Source organism: Pseudoalteromonas rubra (genome assembly GCF_005887115.1).
Lineage (GTDB): Bacteria > Pseudomonadota > Gammaproteobacteria > Enterobacterales > Alteromonadaceae > Pseudoalteromonas > Pseudoalteromonas rubra_F.
Genome location: NZ_PNCJ01000014.1, coordinates 54781 through 76436 on the forward strand (window position 1 = coordinate 54781; position 21656 = coordinate 76436).

At 48.7% G+C, this 21656-nt stretch carries 20 protein-coding genes; 14 read left to right on the plus strand and 6 right to left on the minus strand.

The genetic code is table 11. The features are described 5' to 3' along the window. Nucleotides 1–114 precede the first annotated feature (114 nt). Nucleotides 115–498 (plus strand): VOC family protein, encoded by a 384-nt coding sequence (locus CWB98_RS09695; RefSeq protein ID WP_138544693.1) that lies wholly within the window; start codon nt 115–117, stop codon nt 496–498. 6 nt (nt 499–504) lie between these two features. On the opposite strand, the gene CWB98_RS09700 is transcribed toward CWB98_RS09695, so the two are convergent. The 4 genes from CWB98_RS09700 to CWB98_RS09715 form a co-directional block, all read right to left on the minus strand. Then, a complete protein-coding gene (locus CWB98_RS09700) occupies nt 505–855 on the minus strand; it encodes a DUF2750 domain-containing protein (RefSeq protein ID WP_138544694.1) in 351 nt (116 codons plus the stop codon). A 24-nt stretch (nt 856–879) separates the two neighbouring features. After that, complete coding sequence (locus CWB98_RS09705) at nt 880–1458, minus strand: glutathione S-transferase family protein (protein WP_138544695.1); 579 nt, start codon at nt 1456–1458, stop codon at nt 880–882. A gap of 136 nt (nt 1459–1594) precedes the next feature. Beyond that, the gene (locus CWB98_RS09710; protein ID WP_054015990.1) at nt 1595–1876 is read right to left on the minus strand and encodes a peptidylprolyl isomerase; all 282 of its coding nucleotides are present in this window, start codon (nt 1874–1876) and stop codon (nt 1595–1597) included. A 65-nt stretch (nt 1877–1941) separates the two neighbouring features. Beyond that, complete coding sequence (locus CWB98_RS09715; protein ID WP_138544696.1) at nt 1942–2508, minus strand: glutathione peroxidase; 567 nt, start codon at nt 2506–2508, stop codon at nt 1942–1944. A gap of 193 nt (nt 2509–2701) precedes the next feature. Here CWB98_RS09715 and CWB98_RS09720 point away from each other — a divergent pair, with 193 nt between their 5' ends. Then, a complete protein-coding gene (locus CWB98_RS09720) occupies nt 2702–4657 on the plus strand; it encodes a sensor histidine kinase (RefSeq protein ID WP_138544697.1) in 1956 nt (651 codons plus the stop codon). A 112-nt stretch (nt 4658–4769) separates the two neighbouring features. Further along, nucleotides 4770–5912 carry a response regulator gene (locus CWB98_RS09725; RefSeq protein ID WP_138544698.1) on the plus strand — a complete coding sequence of 381 codons (1143 nt, stop codon included), beginning with the start codon at nt 4770–4772 and terminating at the stop codon, nt 5910–5912. Nucleotides 5913–6060: 148 nt separating this feature from the next. Here the strand turns inward: CWB98_RS09725 and queG are convergent, their stop codons facing one another. Further along, nucleotides 6061–7209 (minus strand): tRNA epoxyqueuosine(34) reductase QueG, encoded by a 1149-nt coding sequence (gene queG, locus CWB98_RS09730; protein ID WP_138544699.1) that lies wholly within the window; start codon nt 7207–7209, stop codon nt 6061–6063. A gap of 3 nt (nt 7210–7212) precedes the next feature. Between queG and CWB98_RS09735 the strand changes: the two genes are divergently transcribed. From CWB98_RS09735 to CWB98_RS09785, 11 genes are all read left to right on the plus strand, one after another. Next, nucleotides 7213–8712 carry an NAD(P)H-hydrate dehydratase gene (locus tag CWB98_RS09735; RefSeq protein ID WP_138544700.1) on the plus strand — a complete coding sequence of 500 codons (1500 nt, stop codon included), beginning with the start codon at nt 7213–7215 and terminating at the stop codon, nt 8710–8712. After that, the gene (gene tsaE, locus CWB98_RS09740) at nt 8709–9185 is read left to right on the plus strand and encodes a tRNA (adenosine(37)-N6)-threonylcarbamoyltransferase complex ATPase subunit type 1 TsaE (protein WP_046003677.1); all 477 of its coding nucleotides are present in this window, start codon (nt 8709–8711) and stop codon (nt 9183–9185) included. Before CWB98_RS09735 ends, tsaE begins: the two co-directional genes overlap by 4 nt. Continuing rightward, entirely contained in the window at nt 9178–10524 is a 1347-nt protein-coding gene (locus tag CWB98_RS09745; protein ID WP_138544701.1) for an N-acetylmuramoyl-L-alanine amidase, read from the plus strand. Before tsaE ends, CWB98_RS09745 begins: the two co-directional genes overlap by 8 nt. A gap of 3 nt (nt 10525–10527) precedes the next feature. Continuing rightward, nucleotides 10528–12420 carry a DNA mismatch repair endonuclease MutL gene (mutL, locus tag CWB98_RS09750; RefSeq protein WP_138544702.1) on the plus strand — a complete coding sequence of 631 codons (1893 nt, stop codon included), beginning with the start codon at nt 10528–10530 and terminating at the stop codon, nt 12418–12420. 59 nt (nt 12421–12479) lie between these two features. Further along, the gene (miaA, locus tag CWB98_RS09755) at nt 12480–13397 is read left to right on the plus strand and encodes a tRNA (adenosine(37)-N6)-dimethylallyltransferase MiaA (protein WP_138544703.1); all 918 of its coding nucleotides are present in this window, start codon (nt 12480–12482) and stop codon (nt 13395–13397) included. A gap of 78 nt (nt 13398–13475) precedes the next feature. After that, a complete protein-coding gene (gene hfq, locus CWB98_RS09760; protein ID WP_054015980.1) occupies nt 13476–13739 on the plus strand; it encodes an RNA chaperone Hfq in 264 nt (87 codons plus the stop codon). A 31-nt stretch (nt 13740–13770) separates the two neighbouring features. Next, nucleotides 13771–15060, plus strand: a complete 1290-nt coding sequence (gene hflX / locus CWB98_RS09765; protein ID WP_138544704.1) for a ribosome rescue GTPase HflX — start codon at nt 13771–13773, stop codon at nt 15058–15060. A gap of 91 nt (nt 15061–15151) precedes the next feature. Beyond that, nucleotides 15152–16315 carry an FtsH protease activity modulator HflK gene (gene hflK, locus CWB98_RS09770; protein ID WP_138544705.1) on the plus strand — a complete coding sequence of 388 codons (1164 nt, stop codon included), beginning with the start codon at nt 15152–15154 and terminating at the stop codon, nt 16313–16315. Between the two features lie 5 nt (nt 16316–16320). Continuing rightward, nucleotides 16321–17199, plus strand: coding sequence for a protease modulator HflC (gene hflC / locus CWB98_RS09775; RefSeq protein ID WP_138544706.1), 879 nt, complete (start codon nt 16321–16323; stop codon nt 17197–17199). Between the two features lie 255 nt (nt 17200–17454). After that, the gene (locus CWB98_RS09780) at nt 17455–18771 is read left to right on the plus strand and encodes an adenylosuccinate synthase (protein ID WP_054015976.1); all 1317 of its coding nucleotides are present in this window, start codon (nt 17455–17457) and stop codon (nt 18769–18771) included. Nucleotides 18772–18895: 124 nt separating this feature from the next. After that, nucleotides 18896–19528 carry a tetratricopeptide repeat protein gene (locus tag CWB98_RS09785; RefSeq protein WP_138544707.1) on the plus strand — a complete coding sequence of 211 codons (633 nt, stop codon included), beginning with the start codon at nt 18896–18898 and terminating at the stop codon, nt 19526–19528. A gap of 2 nt (nt 19529–19530) precedes the next feature. On the opposite strand, the gene CWB98_RS09790 is transcribed toward CWB98_RS09785, so the two are convergent. After that, nucleotides 19531–21387, minus strand: coding sequence for a cation:proton antiporter (locus CWB98_RS09790; protein WP_138544708.1), 1857 nt, complete (start codon nt 21385–21387; stop codon nt 19531–19533). Nucleotides 21388–21656: the final 269 nt, after the last annotated feature.

Genomic DNA, 21656 nt, shown 5'->3' on the forward strand with positions numbered 1-21656 from the left:
AGGGCGCAAATGGCGCCCTTTTTACTGCCCATCTAATTTTCATCTGCTGCTAAACCGGTTTACGCTGAACGAAAAATATGCTTTATTTATATTTATTTAGCACGAATATTAGCCATGCAGTTTCTGAAAACCGTGATCTACGTTGACAGCGTTGAAGAGGTACTGGATTTTTATTATCAGGCATTTGGTCTGAGTGCCTGTGGTCTCAGCGAGGACGGGGATTATGGTGAACTGGATACAGGTGAAGTTCTGCTGGCTTTCGCCACACATCCTGTCGCTCAGGCGCAGTTCAAGCAAAGCTATATTCGTAGCCAACCAAAGCAGCCCGCACTGGGGTTCGAATTGACATTGGGTTGTGATAATGTTGCAAAAAGCTATGACAGAGCGGTTGAGGCAGGCGCTGAGCCTTTGTCGCCGCCCTGTCAAAAAGGAGAGCACACACAGGCATATGTGCGCTCAATAGAAGGCACGCTTGTTGCCTTAGTGTGCGCCGATTAAGCGAGATTACTCAGATAGCGCCCGGGCAAGGCCTACAGGCTCTATTTCTGTACAGACGTTGTCATCGTTCCAGTTAAGGCCGAGCAGTGCATTATCGTCGCGCAGGTCTTCAATCCACTCGTCAAGCAGTTCGTTCAGGCCAATAGCAATAGGTTTAAAATCAGCCCATTCATCACGACATTGTGCTTGCGCGTTTTCTTCGTTATCCCACAGCAGTAACACGTCTGATTCTTCAAACTGGTTAGAGTCAACGACAACCAGGCCGCCATCCTCTGAGCCCAATGCCCAAACTTGCTCCTGTTCTTTCGCTGTTACGACAAAACTGACTACTTCCGATTCTATTTCGATGTCACTCATGGTGTATTTCCAAAGTTATCGAGCTTATGCTCTGGGATCTGTAAGACGTATCTCATCAAGAGACCGCCATTGGTCATAAAACTGCTCCAGGGCACTGTACGCAGTTAAGTCGAACAAGTCTCTGAAGCGGATCCAATCCAGCAGGCAGTATAAACTGATCTGAAGATACTCGCAGTTTAAAAATACGTTTTCCTGGCAACGCTGATCTAATACTTTTAGAGTTTCAGCTATTCTGCCACGTTGGAGGTTAAAGAATAGTCTGTCTTCGTTGGTATCAAACTCTGAACGCTGGCATAGTAAAAGCTCTACCAGAGAATCGTTACAGGCATTAAGGATCGTTAAGAGATTTTCCTGCGACCAGTTGAGGTGGGGAAGGGAAAATTTCTGTTGTAAGTAACGGGCAATGACATTTGAGTCTAATACCGCCTGATCGTCAGCCAGCAGAAACGGTAGTTTTCGTGCCGGGTTGTATTGGTGAAGCGTTGCTCTGCCTTCTTCACTGAAGATATCCAGTTTTCGATAGTCCAGGGTAATGTCATGGCGAAGGCAGTAGATGCGAATGCGCCTGACGTACGGAGACGTATCTGAGCCGTATAAGATCATCACTCAATCCTTATGTTTTAGTTGGATGCGCAATGACTATAGCACTACTTTTATGTGGGTAGAAACAGAGAAGGTAGATTCCGGTTGAGACAGGAGAAGCTACCGATGCAGTTACACTGTCGGTAGCTCAAGAGGCTTAATCTACTCGGCTTGTTACTTCAAGCAGATGGTAACCGAACTGAGTTTGAACTGGCCCTTGTACTTCGTTGATCGGTGCAGAAAAAACCACCTTGTCGAACTCGGGGACCATCATGCCTGGTCCAAACTCGCCCAGCTCTCCTCCATCCTGACCGGACGGACAACTTGAATACTGTTTGGCAATGTCGGCAAAGTCTTCGCCTGATGCAATGCGTTGCTTGAGTTCAAGGCATTGGGCTTCGTTATCGACTAAAATATGTCTTGCGCTGGCTAGTGTCATTGTCTCTCCATGGGTGGTTAATTAATGCTCATACATTATTCTAATATAATTGGATTTAAAGCGCATTATTTAAGATCAAGTTCTTTTTCAATCGCGGCAATAAGCGGCTCTGACATAGGCTTGGTTCTGCTATTGAACTGTTGAATTGTCTTGCGATCAGCGGAAATCAAATACTTATAAAAGTTCCACATAGGTGCCCCGCTTTGTTCACCGAGATGCTGGAAGACAGGGTTGGCATCACTGCCTCGGACCGCGCCGGTTGCCATCATGGTAAAGGTAACACCGTAGTTTATAAAGCATACTTCGGCTGTGTCTTTTTCGTCATTCTCTTCTTGGAAAAAATCATCCGAAGGAAATCCTAGTACAACCAGGCCTTTATCTGCATAGGCTTTGTGTAGTTTTTCCAGGCCGTCAAACTGACCCGTGAAACCGCAATTACTGGCGGTATTAACCACCAACAAGGGTTTGCCTTTGAAGGCACACAAGTCAACCGTGTCTTTCGACCTCAACTTTCTAAACTCATAGCCCGTGAAGTCATCGCATGCTGTGCTCTTTGAGAAATTAGGGGCATCACTGGCATGAATGCTGGCGCTGGTGAGCAGAGCTAAAGAGATCATTAACGGTTTTATCATTGGGGACTCCCTGAAACTGTTTTAAATTCAATGACTGTGTATACGCGGTACGACGATGTTCAGTTCACAGTTTATCCGTTGAGCAGCGTGATTCAAGCGTACAGAGTATCGTACTGGTATTTATTGGCTAAACTGAATGCATTGAATGACGAAATTGCTCCGGTAAATTGGTTTACCAAAACAGGGTTTAGTTATGGAAAACAACAAGGTATTGATTATTGATAGCAGCAGTGTGCTGGCTATGAGACTGAAGGTATTATTTGAGTTACTGGGGTGTGAAGTGGTACACCTGCACTTTCAGGTATTGCACAAAGTTCAGGATTTTTTTGCCTACCATGTTGTTGCAATTGCCCATGGGCTTCCCGACACTACGTTCGATGCCTTGTCTGCGCTAAAAGATCATGACCGCTTGATTTTGTTGGCTCCCAAGCCGGAAAATTCGGAACATGTCGAGGCATTCAGTCGCTTAAACCGGATGCTGTGCAATGCCATCGTGATTTACCCTTTTTTTGGTAATAAAGAAATCACTAGCCTGCTGGAACGAGTGCTTGAAACGGGCGATCATGATCGTCTTGAGCTGCCCAAAATTTTATTGGTTGATCACAGAGAGGATCGCCTTGCTCGTCTGGCGACCAGTCTACGTGGCGCACAACTTACGGTGGTCACAGCACGCTGTATTGCTGAGGCTATGCAACAGGCAAGTAGTCATGATGTCGATTTGTTGATATGTGATTTCAACCTGGAACAGGGAAGTGGGCTGGATGTGTTTAAGAAAGTGCGGCAGGTTCACCGTGATACGCGCTGCTTGTTGATGACTTCGCGACAAGATCAGGTTGATATGATGGAAGCCATCCGTCAGGGGGTGGAAGATGTGCTAACTAAGCCCATCGATGAAGGGGCGCTGCTGCAATCTCTGCATAAACTGTGGCAGAGCGAGTTGCTGCGTCGACATAACCAGGAACTGGTTGAGCGCTTGCAGGATACGGTCGATGCGCTGATTGAAAGGGATAGCTTACTGCGGGTGATTTATAAGCATACGCCGGATCCCATTATGCTGTTTAATCTGGAAGGTTATGTCATTGAGGCCAATGATGGTTGCAGTACTCTGCTGCGCCTGCCCAGCGATCAGCTGCAGCAACATTCGATATTTGACCTGTTTGATCCCTCATCGGTTGCGGCACTGAAAGATGCCATCAACAATGGTGGTATCTTGCGTCATTTTAACTGTGAGCTGGTGTTGCCACAGGAAGAAGGACCCAGTATTCCCCTGATGGGGACTTTTATTGAAATTGACCATCACGGCGAAATTGCGTTGGCAGCTATTTTTAAGAACGTCGCTCAGCTAAAGCGTAAACAACAGTTACTGGAAGAAGCTAAGGAAGTGCTGGAAGTCGAGGTTCAGGCGCGTACGGCTCAACTTCAGGCCGCCAAAGAGGCCGCGGAGGCCGCAAATATCAGTAAATCGGAGTTTCTGGCGAATATGTCACATGAACTCAGAACGCCAATGCACTCAATTCTGAGCTTTGCCCGTTTCGGTCTCGATAAACTAAGTTGTGATGAGATACCTGTGGGCAAATTGGAAAAATATTTGTCTCGGATCGAAACCAGTGGTGAGCGTTTGCTGTTGTTACTGAACAACTTACTCGATTTATCTAAGCTCGATGCTGGGCGTTTCCCTTTTAACCCGGCTTCGCATAATTTGCTGACCTTGGTGCACACTGCAAAAGAAGATGTCTCTGGTCTGGCCATGGCAAGGCATATCCGTATTGAGCTGGATGTGCAGGAAGAAGCCATTATGTTGTTTTGTGACGCTGAGCAACTCACCCAGGTGATGAGAAACTTACTGGGTAACGCACTGAAATTTAGCCCGGAACACAGTCAGGTCAGCGTTACCGTCATGCAAAAATCTGGGTATGTGCACCTGTTGGTGCGGGACAAGGGCGTTGGGATCCCGGAGGATGAACTTGAGCACATTTTTGACAAGTTCGCACAGAGCAGTAAAACCAACAGCGGTGCGGGCGGAACGGGACTGGGGCTGGCAATCTGTAAAGAGTTTGTCCTGCTACACAAAGGCTGTATTTATGCCGAGAATAATCCGGATGAAGGTGCCTGCATCCACATTGAACTGCCAATTCAGTTGGAGCACTAGCGCCATTTGGAATCACTGTCTATAACTAAAGAATGAGTGTCTCCGCCGGCTTTGTGGCTTTTCAGCTGGCTGGCAGATGACAACGCTTTGGCAACGGAAAAGGAACTGTGTTATGGCATTGCAACGAATCCTGGCGGTGGATGATGAACCTTTCAACCTCGAAATCATTGAGGAAATACTTGAAGACCTTGATTTTGAACTGCTCACGGTAACCAGTGGTCAGCAGTGTCTGGACGTGATTGAAGACTTTGCGCCTCAGGTTGTTTTGCTGGACGTAAGCATGCCGCAAATGAATGGCTATGAGGTGTGTAAAAAGCTAAAGGCTAATTTGCAGACACAGGATATCATAGTGATGTTTGTGTCGGCGCGTGGCTCGGTTGAAGAGCGTATGGAAGGTTATGCGGTGGGTGCCGAAGACTACATAGTTAAGCCTTTTGGCCACAATGAGCTCAAAGCTAAGCTACTCAATCTGGGACAAATGTTACTGGAGCGAGATATCCTTGAGCAGCAGGTAGAGGATGCGACCTCCACGGCATTTAACGCCATGGCAACCAGCAGTGAAATGGGTTTCATCGTTAGTTATATCGAGCAGATCGGTGTGATTGATGACATTCAGACGTTAGCAAAAGCCCTGATCCAGTGTCTGAATAACTTAGGATTAAGCTGTAATATCGAATTTCGGGTAGATGAGCAGCGCCATCATTTCGCAACCGCAGGGCTGTGTTCACCTATTGTGTTGGAATTGTTTGAAATATTACGTTCCAAGGGGCGATTGCATGAATTTACCAGCCGAATTCTGGTGAATTACAATCTCGTTAGTGTCCTGATTCTGAATATGCCATCGGAAGATGCCGACAAGCATGGTCGGCTCAGAGATCATATCTGCTTTATCGCCAGCGTCACAGAGCAGCAATTGTTGGCCATCCTGACACGGAAACAACTGATCTGTCAGCAGGCAGAATTGAATGAAGCCATTACCATGATCCACAGTAAGTTTACCGGCTTACTGGCTTTGCTCAACAACAACCGTAGCCAGAATGAGTCGATTTTTAGAAATCTGCAGGAAGTATTCGAGCAACGGATCCCGACCATGGGGCTGGATGAAGATCAGGAAGTCTTTATATACCAGCATATTGATGAAGCGATCCAAGGCTCCATCGCGCGCGAGGAAGCCATTATGCAGGTGCGGGAAGCCTTCACTGAAATCGAAAGCGATTTATCCTTGCTCAGTTCGACAGGAAAGCAATCTCAGTGACAAAAAGCCTTAACTCTTAAGTGCCTGTGTTACAACACTAGCTGTCTAGTCCAGGTGACCCCGGATGAGGGGTATTTTGCTCACCATATTGGTGTAGTTTGTAGAACGATATTAAAGTGATTTAATTTATTGAAATATAATAATCTTATTAAGCATCTCGCGGCAGGCCTTTCTCGATTATCCGGATCAGCCGGGCGTTTTTACGCTGTTGCTCGGTGCGTTTGGTGCGTTGTTGTTCCAGTGCCCAGACAATATGTTCCCGGACCAGTTCAGAGGCCGACTCAAGACGTGCCTCGAGTGCCTTGATAATGCCGGGGTCGGGGTTGGCATTACCCAGTCCAACGGCCAAATTACGTAGCCAGCGTTCATGACCAATACGGCGAATGGGACTGCCTTCGGTATTTTTCAAAAACGTGGGTTCATCCCAGTTGAATAGGGTAACCAGCTCCTGATCTTTGAGCTGCTGGCGGGGGTGAAAGTCTTGTTCGTCTGTGAGCTGGCCATAGCGATTCCATGGGCATACCAGTTGGCAGTCGTCGCAACCATAGACTCGATTGCCCAGCAATGAGCGATACTGCTCGGGGATCGGGCCTTGTAATTCAATGGTCAGATAAGAAATACACTTGCGGGCATCCACCACATAGGGCTCCACAATTGCACCTGTCGGGCAAAGCGTGAGACAGGCATTACATTTGCCACAGCCTTCTTCTTGTGGCTGATCATCTGTGGGCAAAGGCAGGTCAACAAACAACTCACCCAGAAAAAACCAGGAACCGGCTTGCTTGTGGATCAGTAAGCTGTTTTTGCCTCGCCAGCCCAGACCTGCTTTTTCAGCAAGCTGGCGTTCCAGCACGGGCGCCGAATCAACGAACGGGCGAAAGCCAAACTGTCCGACTTCCTGTTCTATGCGTTGCCCGAGTTTTTTTAACCGAGTACGGATAACCTTATGATAGTCTCGGCCCAGAGCGTAACGGCTGATATAGGCCGTTTGCTTATTTTTAAGCGCACGGGCGAAACTGGCATCAGGTGGCAGGTAGTTCATTTTGACTGAGATCACCCTTTGTGTACCGGGCACCAGTTCAGCTGGGCGGGCACGTTTCATACCATGGGCAGCCATGTAGTCCATTTCACCATGATAGCCCTTATCAAGCCAGCGCTGTAATTGCGCTTCGTGTTCGCTAAGGTCTATGTCGGTGATGCCAACTTCAGCAAAGCCAAGTTCTTTGCCCCAGAGCTTAATTTTTTGCGCAAGTTCAGTATAGTTAATATCAACAGAAGAATGAGTAGTGGTTGTCACGGCATGTCTATATCACAAGCAAAATACCTGACTAATTTACCACAAGTTGCCTATACGGCCCAAGCGGTACAAGTCAATGAAGGCGAAGCGGCGCGCCTGGCAGGAACCACGTTAAGTGCATTAATGCAACGTGCCGCAGGCGCATTATTTGAGTATGTCAGTAGTCTGTCACTGAGCGGTCCTGTACTGATCCTCACTGGTAAGGGAAACAATGGGGGAGATGGCTACGTGCTGGCACATCTGTGTCACCAGGCTGGTATTGCGGTTGAAGTACTAGCGTTGTTCGACCCCGAGCAGCTTCAGGGCGATGCACGCGCAGCTTATCGTCAATATCAGGGCGGTGGCGGTAAGGTGTCACGCCATTGTGCTGACTGGCAGGCGTCAGCGCCCGCTTTAATCGTGGATGCCGTGTTTGGCAGCGGCTTCCGTGGCCAGTTGCCAGAGCATGTCGCAGCGGTTTTTAGACAGCTTGTTCAGTGCGCGTCACATCGGCTTGCGGTTGATATTCCCAGTGGTGTGAATGGCTCGACCAGTGAAGTTGCCCGGGATGCCTTTGTTGCAGACGTGACCATCACGTTTATTGCGCTCAAGCAAGGCCTGCTCACCGGTTCAGCCAGACACCATAGCGGGACTGTCTATCTGGCAGAGCTGGGCGTTGGGGGCGAATTTGCACAACTGGTATCGCCTTCAAGTCACTATTTTTCAGCAGAGGCTTTACTGGCAAAGCGTCCGGTGCGCCCAGCTGACACCTATAAAAACCGCTGTGGCCATGTGCTGTTAATCGGTGGAGGCCCCGGCATGGCGGGCGCGATACGGCTGGCTGCTGAAGCCTGTTTACGGGCCGGCGCAGGGCTGGTCAGTGTGGCAACACACCCGGATAATCAGGCTATGGTATTGCAGGGGCGCTATGAGCTGATGGTACACGGTGTTGCCAACGCCGATGCGCTGCAACCGCTGCTGGAAAAAGCCGATACTATAGTGATTGGTCCTGGGCTGGGTCAGTCACCGTGGGCACGTGCTTTGTTTGATGCAGTGCGCCAGTGCACTAAGAGCGTGGTGGTCGACGCTGATGGACTAAATTTACTGGCAGGACAACCCCGGCAGTGGCAGAATGCTATTTTGACCCCACATTGGGGAGAAGCAAAGCGCCTCAGCGCCGCCATCGCGACCTTACCTGAGCGCAGCTCCAGGTTCGAAATGTGCGATGCGCTGGCACAGTATTTTCAAGCCTGTGTGGTGCTCAAAGGGCCCGGTACTTTGGTTCAGCAAGCGCAGTGCTTAAATATCAATCGCTCGGGGTGTGCAGCCATGGCCAGCGCTGGGATGGGCGATGTATTATCTGGTATAATTGCCGCTTTGCTTGCGCAGGGCTTGAGTAAATTTGATGCGGCTATGTTAGCGGTGTATATTCATGGTCTTGCGGCCGAAAAAGCGGCACATGACGGCGCACATGGGTTGCTGGCAAGTGATTTATTTGTCCATATTAGAGGTATTATCGGATGAGTGTCGATACGACATTAGAAATTGATCTGGCTGACGAAGCCGCAACGATTGCCCTGGGTAGCCAGCTGGCTAAGTTAATTGATTCAGGAGCGGTATTTTATTTGCATGGTGATTTGGGCGCCGGTAAAACGACACTGACACGCGGTATTGTACAGGGGCTGGGTCATCAGGGGAATGTTAAAAGCCCAACCTATACCTTGGTTGAACCTTATGAGTTGGGAGAGGTCTGTATTTATCATTTTGATTTGTATCGCCTGGGTGACCCGGAAGAGCTGGAATTTATGGGGATCCGGGATTACTTTGCGCCGCATGCTGTTTGTATTGTCGAATGGCCAGAGAAGGGCGCAGGCGTGATCCCAACGGCAGATATGGACATTGACCTGGCTTATCATGGCGAAGGGCGCCGCGCCGTATTAAGGCCACACACAGAACGAGGAAGGCAGCTTGCTCAAGCTATAAGTCGATATGCGTAGTGCGATAATAAAAATTAGCTTTACCCTGTTTGCGCTGAGCGCGTTATTGCTCGCCAGCGCAGCGCAGGCAAAAAACAAAATCAATGGTGTGCGTGTGTGGCCTTCACCCGAAAGCACACGCGTGGTGTTTGACCTGTCAGAAAAACCCGAATACAGCTATTTTATGCTGAAAAACCCGCTGCGGCTGGTGATTGACCTGGAAAACACCAGCAAGCTCAAGCAGCTCCCGAGCTTGCCTAAAGAACATAAAATCGTCGAAAAACTGCGTTACAGTCAGGCCAAAAGCCGCAACAGCACCCGGGTGGTCATGGAGCTGAGCCGTACCGCCAAACCCGTTATTTTTGCGCTCGCGCCGACCGGACCATACAAAGACCGTTTGGTGGTTGACCTGTATGGGCAGCAAAAAAGCCTCTATGCCAGTAAATCTAAACAAAGCAAAAAGCGCGAGCTGGTAAAAGACAGAGACATTATCATTGCCATTGATGCCGGCCACGGTGGGGAAGACCCTGGTTCAATCGGACCCTCCGGGACTTATGAAAAAAACATCACACTGCCTATTGCGAAACGACTTGCGCGCTTAATTGATAAAGAGCCTGGCATGCAGGCACGTCTGACCCGCACCGGTGATTACTACATCAAGCTTAACACCCGTACCGCGAGAGCCAGAGAGCGTCAGGCTGACTTCTTTGTGTCTATCCACGCAGACGCTTTTTCGCGCCCGGAACCCCGTGGCGCTTCGGTTTGGATTTTGTCATTACGTCGAGCCAATTCCGAAGTCGGTAAATGGCTGGAAGATAAGGAAAAGCACTCTCAGCTGCTGGGCGGTGCGGCGGATGTGATAAAGGACACTGCGAACGAGAAATATCTGGCCAAGGCATTACTGGATATGTCCATGGACCACTCAATGAAAACTGGCTTTAAGGTGGCGGAAGAAGTGGTAACTGAGCTGAAAAAAGTGACGAAACTACATAAAAAACGCCCTCAGGCGGCCAACTTTGGGGTGCTAAAATCACCAGATATCCCCTCTATTTTGGTCGAAACTGGCTTTATCTCCAATCCACAGGAAGAAAAACAGCTTAAAACCAGTTATCACCAGCAGCGCCTGGCGAATGCCATTTTTAAGTCAATTAAGCGTTATTATCAGCAAAACCCGCCAGACAATACGTTGTTTGCGAGCCTGAAAAACAACAAACCGCTGCGTCACAAAGTACAGCGGGGTGAATCTCTAAGTGTACTGGCCGCCCGCTACGGCACCACGGTGTCTGCATTGAAAAAGGCCAACCGACTGACTAAAAATACTTTGTATATTGGTCAGGTGCTGACCATTCCTAAGGCGTAGTCTGTGGCTATAGAAATTTTACCAGCCAGATTAGCGAACCAGATAGCTGCGGGTGAGGTGGTTGAACGCCCGGCTTCTGTCGTTAAGGAATTGGTCGAAAATAGTATTGATGCCGGCGCGACACGCATACAGATAGACATAGAGCGTGGTGGCCACAAGCTCATCCGGATAAGGGACAATGGTGCCGGTATTGTTAAAGATGAGCTGACGCTGGCGCTGTCTCGTCATGCAACCAGCAAGCTTAAAACTTTGGACGACCTGGAATGTATTTCGTCGCTGGGCTTTCGCGGAGAGGCGCTGGCTTCGATCAGTTCTGTATCCAGGCTGACATTGAGCTCTAAGCCTGCCGATCAGGAAACGGCCTGGCAGGCGTTTGCCGAGGGGCGTGATATGACGGTGCAGATCCAGCCAACCGCCCATCCCAATGGGACCACCATTGAAGTCAAAGATCTATTCTTCAATACCCCGGCCAGACGAAAGTTCTTACGTACTGAAAAAACCGAGTTTAGCCATATCGATGAACTGATTAAGCGTATTGCTTTAAGTCGCTTTGATCTGGCCCTGACGCTGACGCATAACCAAAAAGTGATCAGGCAGTTTCGTGCCCGGCCAGACCCATACAGTGTGGAACGGGTTGCCCAGGTAGCTGGTAAAGTGTTTTCACAGCAGGCCAGCTTTGTGGAATCTGGTCACGATGGCCTGAAATTGTATGGCTGGGTGTTACCGGTAGGAAGCAACAATCAGACCCAATACACTTATGTCAATGGTCGGATGATGCGAGATAAATTGATCCTGCATGCTATCCGACAAGCGTTTGAGGAAACAGTCGGGACCGTTGATACGCCGGGATTTGTGATTTATCTGGAACTCGACCCAACTCAGGTTGATGTGAATGTGCATCCTGCCAAGCATGAGGTGCGGTTTCATCAGGCACGTCTGATCCATGACTTTATTGTTCAGGCTGTGAAGCAAGTTGTACTCAGTGAGCGACCTGAGTTGCCATTGCACCAACCGGATACACAAGTGGCTGCGGGCGCGGTTACTGACACCATAAGTCATAGCGAGCCTGTAGCGGGTGAGCAATTGACCTTACAGCAGACGCGTCAGCATCAGGCTTATCGAACGCCACTACAAAATGAATATGGCGAAGTGCGGGACAACGCTTTTCCATCTGCCCGAGGGGCGTCATCTGGTGCGCAAGGGGTAAGCCAAAGCACCCGAAGTGGTGCGAAAAACAGCATCAGTTCAGTCTCTGCTAAGCCACCTCAGGTTAATGTCAACGAGCTGTATCAGGGAATGCTTGCCCCGTCAGAGGCATCAAAGGTAATACCCAGAGTTGAGGAAGCCACAGTTCATCATGAAGCGGTGGTCACCCAGTTTTTGCCTCTAAAAAGCGGTACCGTCCTCTTCACTCAGGCTGGTGAACTCAGGTTGGGCCATTGTCGAGATGGCCTGATAGAAACCTGGCAGGCACAGCTTGAACAAGACGGTACTTTACAGGGCAAAGCATTGCTATTGCCTGTGCGCGTTAATTTGAGTACGCAGGAGATTGCGCGTATTACGCAACAGGAATCCTGGCTGACGTTACTGGGATTTGCTATCCAGTCACACGAACGCTACGTGATGGTGAAAAAGTTGCCTTTAAGTCTGTATAGCCTGGATGTACCTCAGTGCCTGGATAGTGTGCTCGACGCTTGTACAGCAGAGGTACAGACGTTGGAAGATTGGTTAAACTGGCTGAAAGCGACAACGCCGGCAAGTTACTTTGACTCCCAACACTTTGTGGCAGTCACTGAAAAAATATTAAAAAATGCCAGAAGCTGTGCTCAAATCGAAGCAAAAGCGGTTACAATAGACCAAAGCAAGCTAAAAAGCTTGTCCCAGCAAGAGCCATAAGATCTTGTCCTGGCTGTAACCCAGATGTGTTGCAGCACCAACAGCAGTAGAGAAACAGTGTGCAAGCAAAACCCGTTATTACCTTGATGGGGCCAACCGCCGCCGGTAAAACCGCGTTGGCTATTGAGCTCTGTCAGCATTTAAAGAGTGAGATTATCAGTGTGGATTCTGCACTGGTATACAAAGGCATGGATATAGGTACCGCCAAACCTGATGCTGCTGAGCAGGCTATGGCACCGCACCACCTGATTGACTTGTTGGATCCGGCTGAAAGTTACTCTGTTGCAGATTTTCGCCGTGATGCCATTGCCTGTATTGAACGGTTGCACGATCAGGGTAAAGTACCCGTGCTGGTTGGCGGTACTATGATGTACTTTAAAGGGCTGATTGAAGGTTTATCGCCTTTGCCTGAAGCCTGCCCGCAGGTACGAGAGGCGCTTGAGCAAGAAGCAAATGAGCTGGGCTGGCCAGCTTTACATGCGCAGCTGATGAAAATAGATCCACAGGCGGCGGCGAAAATCAGCGAGAATGATTCACAGCGTATCAACAGAGCGCTGGAAGTGCACCGTTTAACGGGCAAAACCATGACTGAATTGCAAAAAGCCAAACAAGCGCCTTTACCTTATCAGTTTCATCAGTTTGCAATTGCCCCGAAGGATCGTAAGATACTGCACGAAAGAATAGAAAAAAGATTTAAAATAATGCTGGATCAGGGCTTTAAAAACGAAGTTTTGGCCTTATATCAGCGAAATGATTTGCATCCGGATTTGCCTTCCATTCGTTGTGTGGGATATCGGCAGATGTGGGAGCATTTGGCTGGCGAGTGCGATTATGAAGAAATGCTCTTCAAAGGAATTGCAGCAACCAGGCAGTTAGCGAAGCGCCAATTAACCTGGTTACGTAGTTGGCCAGATGTCACCTGGCTTGAAACGGACGGGCAAGAAAACTTGCAACGTGTATTAAGTTCGCTAAGCTAATAGAGGTTGGGGAAATTTTTTTATTCAGATTACTTCAACTATCTCAACATAATAACACCTAGAACGAAGGATAAGAACATGGCAAAAGGCCAATCGTTACAAGACCCATTTTTGAATGTCTTACGTCGTGAGCGCATTCCCGTTTCCATCTTTTTAGTTAACGGTATCAAATTACAAGGCAAGATCCAGTCCTTTGATCAGTTCGTCATCTTGCTAGAAAACACAGTAAATCAGATGGTTTACAAACATGCCATTTCGACCGTGGTGCCTGCTCGTGCTGTAAATTTCCAGAACACACAAGGCAATGACAGTGCAGAACATGGCGAAGATGGTAACTTTTAATCGTTTTTAGTCGATAGTAGGAGCGTAATGCTTGTTTGACCGTTATGAAGCCGGCGAACAGGCAGTCTTAGTACATATAGAGTTTCCTAATGAAGGAGATCGAGAAGATCTTCGCGAACTGGAAATGCTAGTGTCTTCTGCTGGTGTTAGTTGTTTGACGGTTGTGCAAGGCAGCCGTCAGGCGCCTCATCCGAAATTGTTTGTCGGAACGGGGAAAGCAGAAGAAATCGCTGAGATTGTCAGAACTCACAATGCAGATGTCATCATCTTTAATCATCAACTCAGTCCCTCTCAAGAGCGCAACTTAGAGCGTGTCTGCCGTTGCCGGGTATTAGATAGAACGACCTTAATTTTAGATATTTTTGCTCAGCGTGCACGAACCCACGAGGGTAAATTGCAGGTTGAACTGGCGCAGTTGCGACATATTTCAACTCGCCTGATCCGTGGCTGGACCCACCTTGAAAGACAAAAAGGCGGGATAGGCTTGCGCGGGCCGGGTGAAACACAGCTTGAAACCGACCGCCGCTTACTCAGAGAGCGGATCAAAAGTATCCGTAAGCGACTGGAGAAAGTTGCAACGGTACGTGAGCAGGGGCGCCGGGCGCGTAGCCGTAACGAGATCCCCACGGTGTCTCTGGTCGGCTATACCAATGCGGGCAAGTCAACCTTGTTTAATCATGTCACGCATGCCGATGTATACGCTGCGGATCAGCTGTTCGCGACCTTAGACCCGACATTACGTAAGCTTGAAATTGCCGACGTCGGACCAGTCATTTTTGCTGATACCGTTGGTTTTATTCGCCATTTACCTCATGATTTGGTGGCTGCGTTCAAAGCAACACTGACTGAAACACGTGAGGCGGATTTACAGCTTCATGTTGTAGATGTGGCTGATCAGAGAAGAAAAGAGAACATAGAAGAGGTACAATCGGTCCTCAAAGAAATTGAGGCAGATGAGATCCCTCAGTTGCTGGTTTACAACAAAATTGATCTGGTTGAGGAGATCAACCCTAAAATAGACAGAGACGATCAAGGCGTACCAGTGCGTGTATGGTTATCAGCACATACGGGTGAAGGCAGTGATTTGCTTGAGCAGGCGATTTCGGAGCTATTAGCAAAGAAAATTTTTGCCCATAAGCTCATCGTACCACCTGCTTTTGGCAAGTTACGTGGGGCTTTGTTTAACCTCAATGCAGTAAACGGTGAGTCTTATGATGAGACCGGAAACTGGCTGCTGGACGTCAGATTGCCACAGGCTGACTGGGAAAGACTTAAAAAAGAGCAGGGGCAGGAAATAGAGCAATTTGTGGTTGGGGATTGAAAAAGCCCTACATCGCACGCATTTCTCTATTAGATCTCTGTGTTTTTTGTTAGATTTAGATTAATTCATTTTATAACAATGGAGTATAGCTATGGCCTGGAACGAACCGGGTAATAATGGCAATGATAACGACCCGTGGAAAAACCGCGGCGGTCGTGATCAGGGGCCACCTGACTTAGACGAGGTATTCCGCAAATTTAACAACAAGTTTGGCGGTATGTTTGGCGGCAAGCCAGGCAAAGGCGGTGGTATCGGCGGTGCCGGTACGGTGTTTGTGCTGCTGATAGCCTTTGTTGTCTGGGCACTGAGCGGTATTTACACAGTAAAAGAAGCCGAACGTGGTATCGTGCTGCAATTCGGTGAATTTAACCGTATCGCCGAACCGGGTCTTCGCTGGAAGATGACCTTTGTTGAACGTGTTATCCCCATTGATATTGAAGCGGTTCGCTCATTGTCGGCATCCGGCTTCATGTTGACTGAAGACGAAAACGTGGTAAGTGTTGAGTTTGAAGTACAGTATCGAGTGGTTGACCCGACTTTGTATCGCTTCAGCGTAACCGATGCCGATCACAGCTTACAGCAAGCGCTTGATAGTGCGTTGCGTTATGTTGTAGGTCACTCTCGCATGGACCAGGTCCTAACAACCGGCCGTGAATTGGTACGTCAACGTACCTGGGATGAACTGACCAAGATTATCGAGCCATATAACTTGGGTATTATTGTCACCGATGTGAACTTTAAAGATTCACGTCCGCCTGCAGAAGTAAAAGATGCATTCGATGACGCCATCGCAGCACAAGAGGATGAAGAGCGTTTCATTCGTGAAGCAGAAGCATACGCGAGAGAAATTGAGCCGCGTGCTCGTGGTCAGGTAACGCGTATGACGCAAGAAGCGGAAGCATATCGAGAGCGCATCACACTGGAAGCGCAGGGTGAGGTTGAGCGCTTTGAGAAGCTGCTGCCAGAATACCAAGCTGCCAAGCAGGTTACCCGTGAACGTTTGTACATCGAAACCATGGAACAAGTGCTGGGCAGCAGCTCTAAAGTCCTGGTTGATGTACAAGGCGGCAATAACATGATGTATCTGCCACTGGATAAGATTATGCAGCAAGGTAAGCCAGGCTCACAGGTGACTCTGCCGAGCCAAAACGACATCAATCAGCTTCGTCAGTCGCTGGGCCAGTCACGTAATAGTACGGTAAACAGCAGTGATGACCGTTTTTCGCGTGACCGTTTTAACAATGGTGGGAGGTAACTGACATGAAAAACATGACTATCGTAGGATTGCTCGTTGTTGCATTTCTGACTTTTTCGTCGGTGTTTGTTGTGACAGAAGGGCAACGTGCCATTGTTTTACTGTTCAGTAAAGTGCAAAAAGACAGTCAGGACAATGCCGTGGTCTATGAACCTGGTCTGCACCTGAAAGTGCCTTTTTTCAGTCAGGTACGTCGCATTGATGCACGCATTCAGACTCTGGATGGCGCACCAGATCGTTTCGTAACCAGCGAGAAAAAAGACTTGATCGTCGATTCATTCGTGAAGTGGCGTGTTAACGATTTCTCCGCGTACTATCTGCGTGCCAGAGGTGATAAGCAATATGCTGAAACCCTGCTGAAGCAGAAAGTGAACAATGGTCTGAGAACTAACTTTGGTTCACGTACTATCAAAGAGATCGTTTCGGGTGAACGTAGTGAACTGATGGAAGAAGCCCTGGTACAGGCCTCTGAAAGTGCTCAGGAGCTGGGTATTGAAGTACTGGACGTACGGGTTAAGCAAATCAACCTGCCAAATGAAGTGAGTAACTCTATCTTCCAGCGGATGCGTGCTGAACGTACCGCGGTGGCAAAAGAGCACCGCTCTGAAGGTCAGGAAAAAGCAGAGATCATTCGTGCTGAAGTGGATCGTCGGGTAACGGTTATGCTGGCGGACGCGGAGCGTAATGCACGTGCTGTGCGTGGTCAGGGTGACGCGCTAGCGGCAAAGATTTATGCCGATGCCTATAACAAAGATCCTGAATTCTTTGGCTTTGTTCGTTCACTGGAAGCATATAAGAATACCTTCACCAATAAAGGAGATGTGATGGTATTATCACCGGATAGCGAGTTCTTCGATTATATGAAGAACAAAAAAGGTGACTAAGACAGGGCACGTGTTCACTAGATGAGACAACCTGGTCAACGTAAAAACCCTGCAGCCGCGGGGTTTTTTGTACCTGCATGTTTATCACCAGCAGTTAAGGGGAAATCACCACTGCTTTTGTGCAATGCATATTTGAAGAAAACCTCTTAATTTCATTGGGATCCCAGCAAGTGCGGAAAAAATAGCCGTAATGGGGTGTTTTGACCGGGCTTTTCTGATAAAATCTGCGCCTAATTTTTTCTAAGTGATTTTGCAATGGGTAAAAACGTCGTTGTATTGGGCACCCAGTGGGGTGACGAAGGTAAAGGCAAGGTTGTAGACCTGCTGACAGATAAAGCTTCTTTGGTTGTTCGCTATCAGGGCGGACATAACGCGGGCCACACGCTGGTGATCAACGGTGAAAAAACCGTTCTGCACCTGATCCCGTCGGGCATTCTACGTGATAACGTAAAATGCATTATCGGTAACGGTGTGGTATTGGCACCAGACGCACTAATGAAAGAAGTGCGTATGCTGGAAGAGCGTGGCGTACCAGTTCGTGAGCGCTTACTTATCAGTGAAGCATGTCCGTTGATCCTGCCTTACCATGTTGCTTTGGACCAGGCACGTGAACTGGCTCGTGGTAATAAAGCAATCGGTACAACCGGTCGTGGTATCGGCCCAGCTTACGAAGACAAAGTAGCGCGTCGTGGCCTGCGAGTGGGCGACCTGTTCAACCCAGAGCAGTTTGCAGCTAAGCTGAAAGAGGTGCTTGAGTACCATAACTTCACCCTGGTTAATTACTACAAAGTAGACCCGGTTGATTTCCAGAAGACCTATGATGAAGCGATGGAAATTGCACAAATCCTGAAGTCTATGGTGGTTGACGTTACTGAGCTGTTGGATCAAACGCGTCTGAATGGCGATAACATCTTATTTGAAGGCGCTCAGGGTACTTTGCTTGATATCGACCACGGTACTTACCCATATGTTACCTCTTCGAACACCACTGCAGGTGGTGTAGCAACGGGTGCTGGTTTTGGCCCTCTGCACTTGGATTATGTACTGGGTATTGTGAAAGCCTACACCACGCGTGTTGGTTCAGGTCCATTCCCAACAGAGCTATATGACGGTCTGGACAAGCAAGATCCAGTTGGTAAGCACTTAGGTGAGAAAGGTCACGAGTTCGGTGCAACAACCGGTCGTCTGCGTCGCACGGGCTGGTTTGACGCAGTTGCTATGCGTCGTGCTATCCAGATCAACAGTATCTCAGGTTTCTGCCTGACTAAGCTGGATGTACTGGACGGCCTTGAAACCATCAAGATCTGTACTGGCTACCAGCTGGAAGATGGTACAGTCACTAACGTGACGCCACTGGCAGCGGAAGGTTACGAGAAAGTGACGCCTGTTTATGAAGAAATGCCAGGCTGGTCTGAAAACACTTTTGGTGCAACCACTGTTGAAGCGTTACCTGAAGCGGCCATCAACTACATCAAGCGCCTTGAAGAGTTGACTGGTGTACCAATCGACATCATCTCAACCGGTCCGGACCGCGTCGAGACTATGATTGTTCGCAACCCATTCGGCGAATAATTCTTAAAGAAAAAAGCTGCCTCGGCAGCTTTTTTTATGTCTGTAGTTTGTCTGCCACACCGACCGACGCGGTGGCACATTTATTGTATACTTAACCTCAGTGTGTCACAGATACGTATTGAACATGAACAAGCATTTAAGCCTATTCCCAACTTTGATTGTAAGTACCTGCTTACTTTTTAGTGCATGCTCTAATTCAGAGGAGACGATTGAAGCTGTGCCTCTTTACAGCCAAGCTGAGTTACTGGAACTGATTAGCCGCAATGCTCATCTCAAGCGTGTTAAAGATGATGAATGCCAATTGGTACAGGATATTGAGGCTCGTGCCGAAATAATGGCGCTGCCATCTTATCAGTTTCTGTATGGTGATATGCTGGCCTACGCGGTCTGTGTTGACCGTAATGTTGAGCTTGGCCTGTATTATATGCGCAAGGCGGCTGAGCAGGGCTTAGCACCGGCGCTGGAGCAACTTGGCCGCTATTATGATCTCGGCAAGCTGGTGCAAATGGACAAGCGGATGGCCATTACCTACTTGCGCGAGGCCTCGGTGCTGGGAAATTTGAACGCTCAGCTGCGGCTGGTCGATTTGTTTAATAAGGGATATGGCAGCCCGAGAGATTACGAAGACGCCTATCGCTGGCTGTTCCACGCTGCGGTCGCAGACAAAAAACTGCATAAGCGCATCGAAACGGCGCTGGCGCTACTAGCGCAGAAAATGCCGGACAGCGTGGTTAAACGTGCCCGACTACCGATGTAATATTAATCTCCTAGCTTTTCTCCGATGGGGGCCTCTTTTTGAGCTGGATCTTTCAGGACCGACAGTTTAGGCGGTTGTAATGCCAATACCCGCTCTCCGCTGCCGGGGGCATTTTTCATGTCGGTTGTAAAGGGTCGTACTGGCAGGCCGTCGTCATTTTTGCCTGCTTCTCCTATGATAAATAACGGTATCGCTTCTTTGTTCACTTCCTGATATTGCGCCCAGGTAAATTCTTCCGACAAGCGAGTTGCGCTCACTTTACCGCCCTTGGCCATCATACTACTTAGCTTGGCATAATTACCTTCATCTCCAAACAGTAACTGTCGGGACAAGAAGGTTGCACTGTCTTTGTTTGCTTTGGCATGATTCGTGGAGGACTTGAGGGAAAATACATTTTGCTCACCCAGTAAATGCGAAAAGTACTGTACACCGAGTGCGTTATGATGGCGGTTGGGGGACAGTGCCATGACTGATTTTAGGCTGGTGAGCGGCAGGTAACGTTCGGCATGTTCAGACTGTGGGTTACCATAATAACAGGGGAGGCCGTCCATACGTGCCATTTTACAGTTTTCCCATGCCGGATCAGAAAGGTAGACGTCGACACTTTGCTCCTTTAAGCCCTTGGCGATTGCCCGGGACACATGGTTGGCACCAATCAGCAACAGGGTATTAGGTGCTGGTTGGCGCACCTTGAGCAGGCGTGCCAAAGGGGTAGCCGTCAGGCTTTGTAGTATCACCGTGATGATGATCACAGTGAAGATCAGAGGGACCATTTTGTTTGCATCGGGATAGCCCGACTGCATCATACTCAGTGCGAATACGGAGCCAACTGCTGCGGCAACAATCCCCCGTGGGGCTATCCAGGCTAGCAGTAACCGAGAGCGCAGCGGCAGATCACTGCCAAATGTCGATACTGCAATACTCAAAGGGCGAGCGACAAACAATACAATAGCCAGGAAGATGAACACCTCACTGTCGAGCAGCATCAAATCTTCTAGTTGTAATCGAGCAGCCAGAAGAATAAATAAGCTGGAGATCAATATCATCGACAAGTCTTCTTTGAATTCCAGCACCGAATCGATTTCCAGGTCATCCTGATTGGCCAGCCAGATACCAAAGATGGTCACTGCCAGCAGTCCAGACTCATGGCTCAGGTGGTTTGCCAGGGTAAAGCTGAACAGCACCAGCGCAAGAATGCCAAATTTGTGTAGCTCGTACGGTAACCATTCCCGGCGAATGATGGTGGTGGTCAGCCAGCCTGCAACAATTCCCACGGAGGTACCCACGCCCAGCGTTGAAAACAACGCCAACATGGTATGGCTGAACACGGCAGCTTCTCCCACCTGGTTGACCGCTTCAAACACCAGAACAGCAAATAGCGCGCCGATGGGGTCGATGACAATACCTTCCCAGCGAAGGATCCTATCAATGTCTTTTTCCGGTCGCATTGCGTTGAGCATCGGCGCTATTACCGTGGGGCCCGTAACCACGAGCACTGCGCCCAGTACTGCGGCCACCCGCCAGTCCAGTTCTAGCAGCCAGATAGCACTGGCGGTGAGGATAGCAAAGGTCGTTAGCATACCTATTGAGCACAGGTTTCGTACCACTTTTCCGATGCCTTTTAATTCATGAAAATGCAGTGTGAGCGCACCTTCAAATAAAATAATGGCAACAGACAGAGAGACAACAGGAAAGAGTAAATCACCCAGCAGCTGGTCGGGTTGTAATTGTCCGGAGACTGGACCCAGTAACAAGCCGGTGAGAAGTAAAAATAAAATAGCCGGAACCCGGCATACCCAGGCAAGCCATTGGGCTAAAACAGAAAATAACGCAATCCCGGCAATATAAATAGCTGACATAGCTGCTCCCGCGAGTTGGGGTAAATATAATTATAGTGTTTGCTTGGTTATAGCACAGACAAACCACAAATAAAGTGTTTACATTGCTTTAAGTGTGATGGGCCGAGCATGCCTGACTGTTTAGAAAAATAGTAAGCCAGATAAATTCAACTACGTAATACCATGAAAAATAGAAACTATTAATTATATTTATGATGGTTATAAATGAAAGTCACGTGACAGGGTTGAAATGTAAGGTAGATCCGCGCTAAGGTATAAAGCGTTTATTC

Excerpts from the sequence above, each read along its gene's own strand:
- hfq (WP_054015980.1), top strand. The coding sequence starts at position 13,476 with ATGGCAAAAGGCCAATCGTTACAAGACCCATTTTTGAATGTCTTACGT.
- CWB98_RS09745 (WP_138544701.1), top strand. The coding sequence starts at position 9,178 with ATGCGTAGTGCGATAATAAAAATTAGCTTTACCCTGTTTGCGCTGAGC.
- CWB98_RS09725 (WP_138544698.1), top strand. The coding sequence starts at position 4,770 with ATGGCATTGCAACGAATCCTGGCGGTGGATGATGAACCTTTCAACCTC.
- CWB98_RS09790 (WP_138544708.1), bottom strand. The coding sequence starts at position 21,387 with ATGTCAGCTATTTATATTGCCGGGATTGCGTTATTTTCTGTTTTAGCC.
- CWB98_RS09735 (WP_138544700.1), top strand. The coding sequence starts at position 7,213 with ATGTCTATATCACAAGCAAAATACCTGACTAATTTACCACAAGTTGCC.
- CWB98_RS09705 (WP_138544695.1), bottom strand. The coding sequence starts at position 1,458 with ATGATCTTATACGGCTCAGATACGTCTCCGTACGTCAGGCGCATTCGC.
- tsaE (WP_046003677.1), top strand. The coding sequence starts at position 8,709 with ATGAGTGTCGATACGACATTAGAAATTGATCTGGCTGACGAAGCCGCA.
- CWB98_RS09720 (WP_138544697.1), top strand. The coding sequence starts at position 2,702 with ATGGAAAACAACAAGGTATTGATTATTGATAGCAGCAGTGTGCTGGCT.
- hflC (WP_138544706.1), top strand. The coding sequence starts at position 16,321 with ATGAAAAACATGACTATCGTAGGATTGCTCGTTGTTGCATTTCTGACT.
- CWB98_RS09710 (WP_054015990.1), bottom strand. The coding sequence starts at position 1,876 with ATGACACTAGCCAGCGCAAGACATATTTTAGTCGATAACGAAGCCCAA.
- CWB98_RS09780 (WP_054015976.1), top strand. The coding sequence starts at position 17,455 with ATGGGTAAAAACGTCGTTGTATTGGGCACCCAGTGGGGTGACGAAGGT.
- CWB98_RS09785 (WP_138544707.1), top strand. The coding sequence starts at position 18,896 with ATGAACAAGCATTTAAGCCTATTCCCAACTTTGATTGTAAGTACCTGC.
- CWB98_RS09700 (WP_138544694.1), bottom strand. The coding sequence starts at position 855 with ATGAGTGACATCGAAATAGAATCGGAAGTAGTCAGTTTTGTCGTAACA.
- CWB98_RS09715 (WP_138544696.1), bottom strand. The coding sequence starts at position 2,508 with ATGATAAAACCGTTAATGATCTCTTTAGCTCTGCTCACCAGCGCCAGC.
- hflK (WP_138544705.1), top strand. The coding sequence starts at position 15,152 with ATGGCCTGGAACGAACCGGGTAATAATGGCAATGATAACGACCCGTGG.
- CWB98_RS09695 (WP_138544693.1), top strand. The coding sequence starts at position 115 with ATGCAGTTTCTGAAAACCGTGATCTACGTTGACAGCGTTGAAGAGGTA.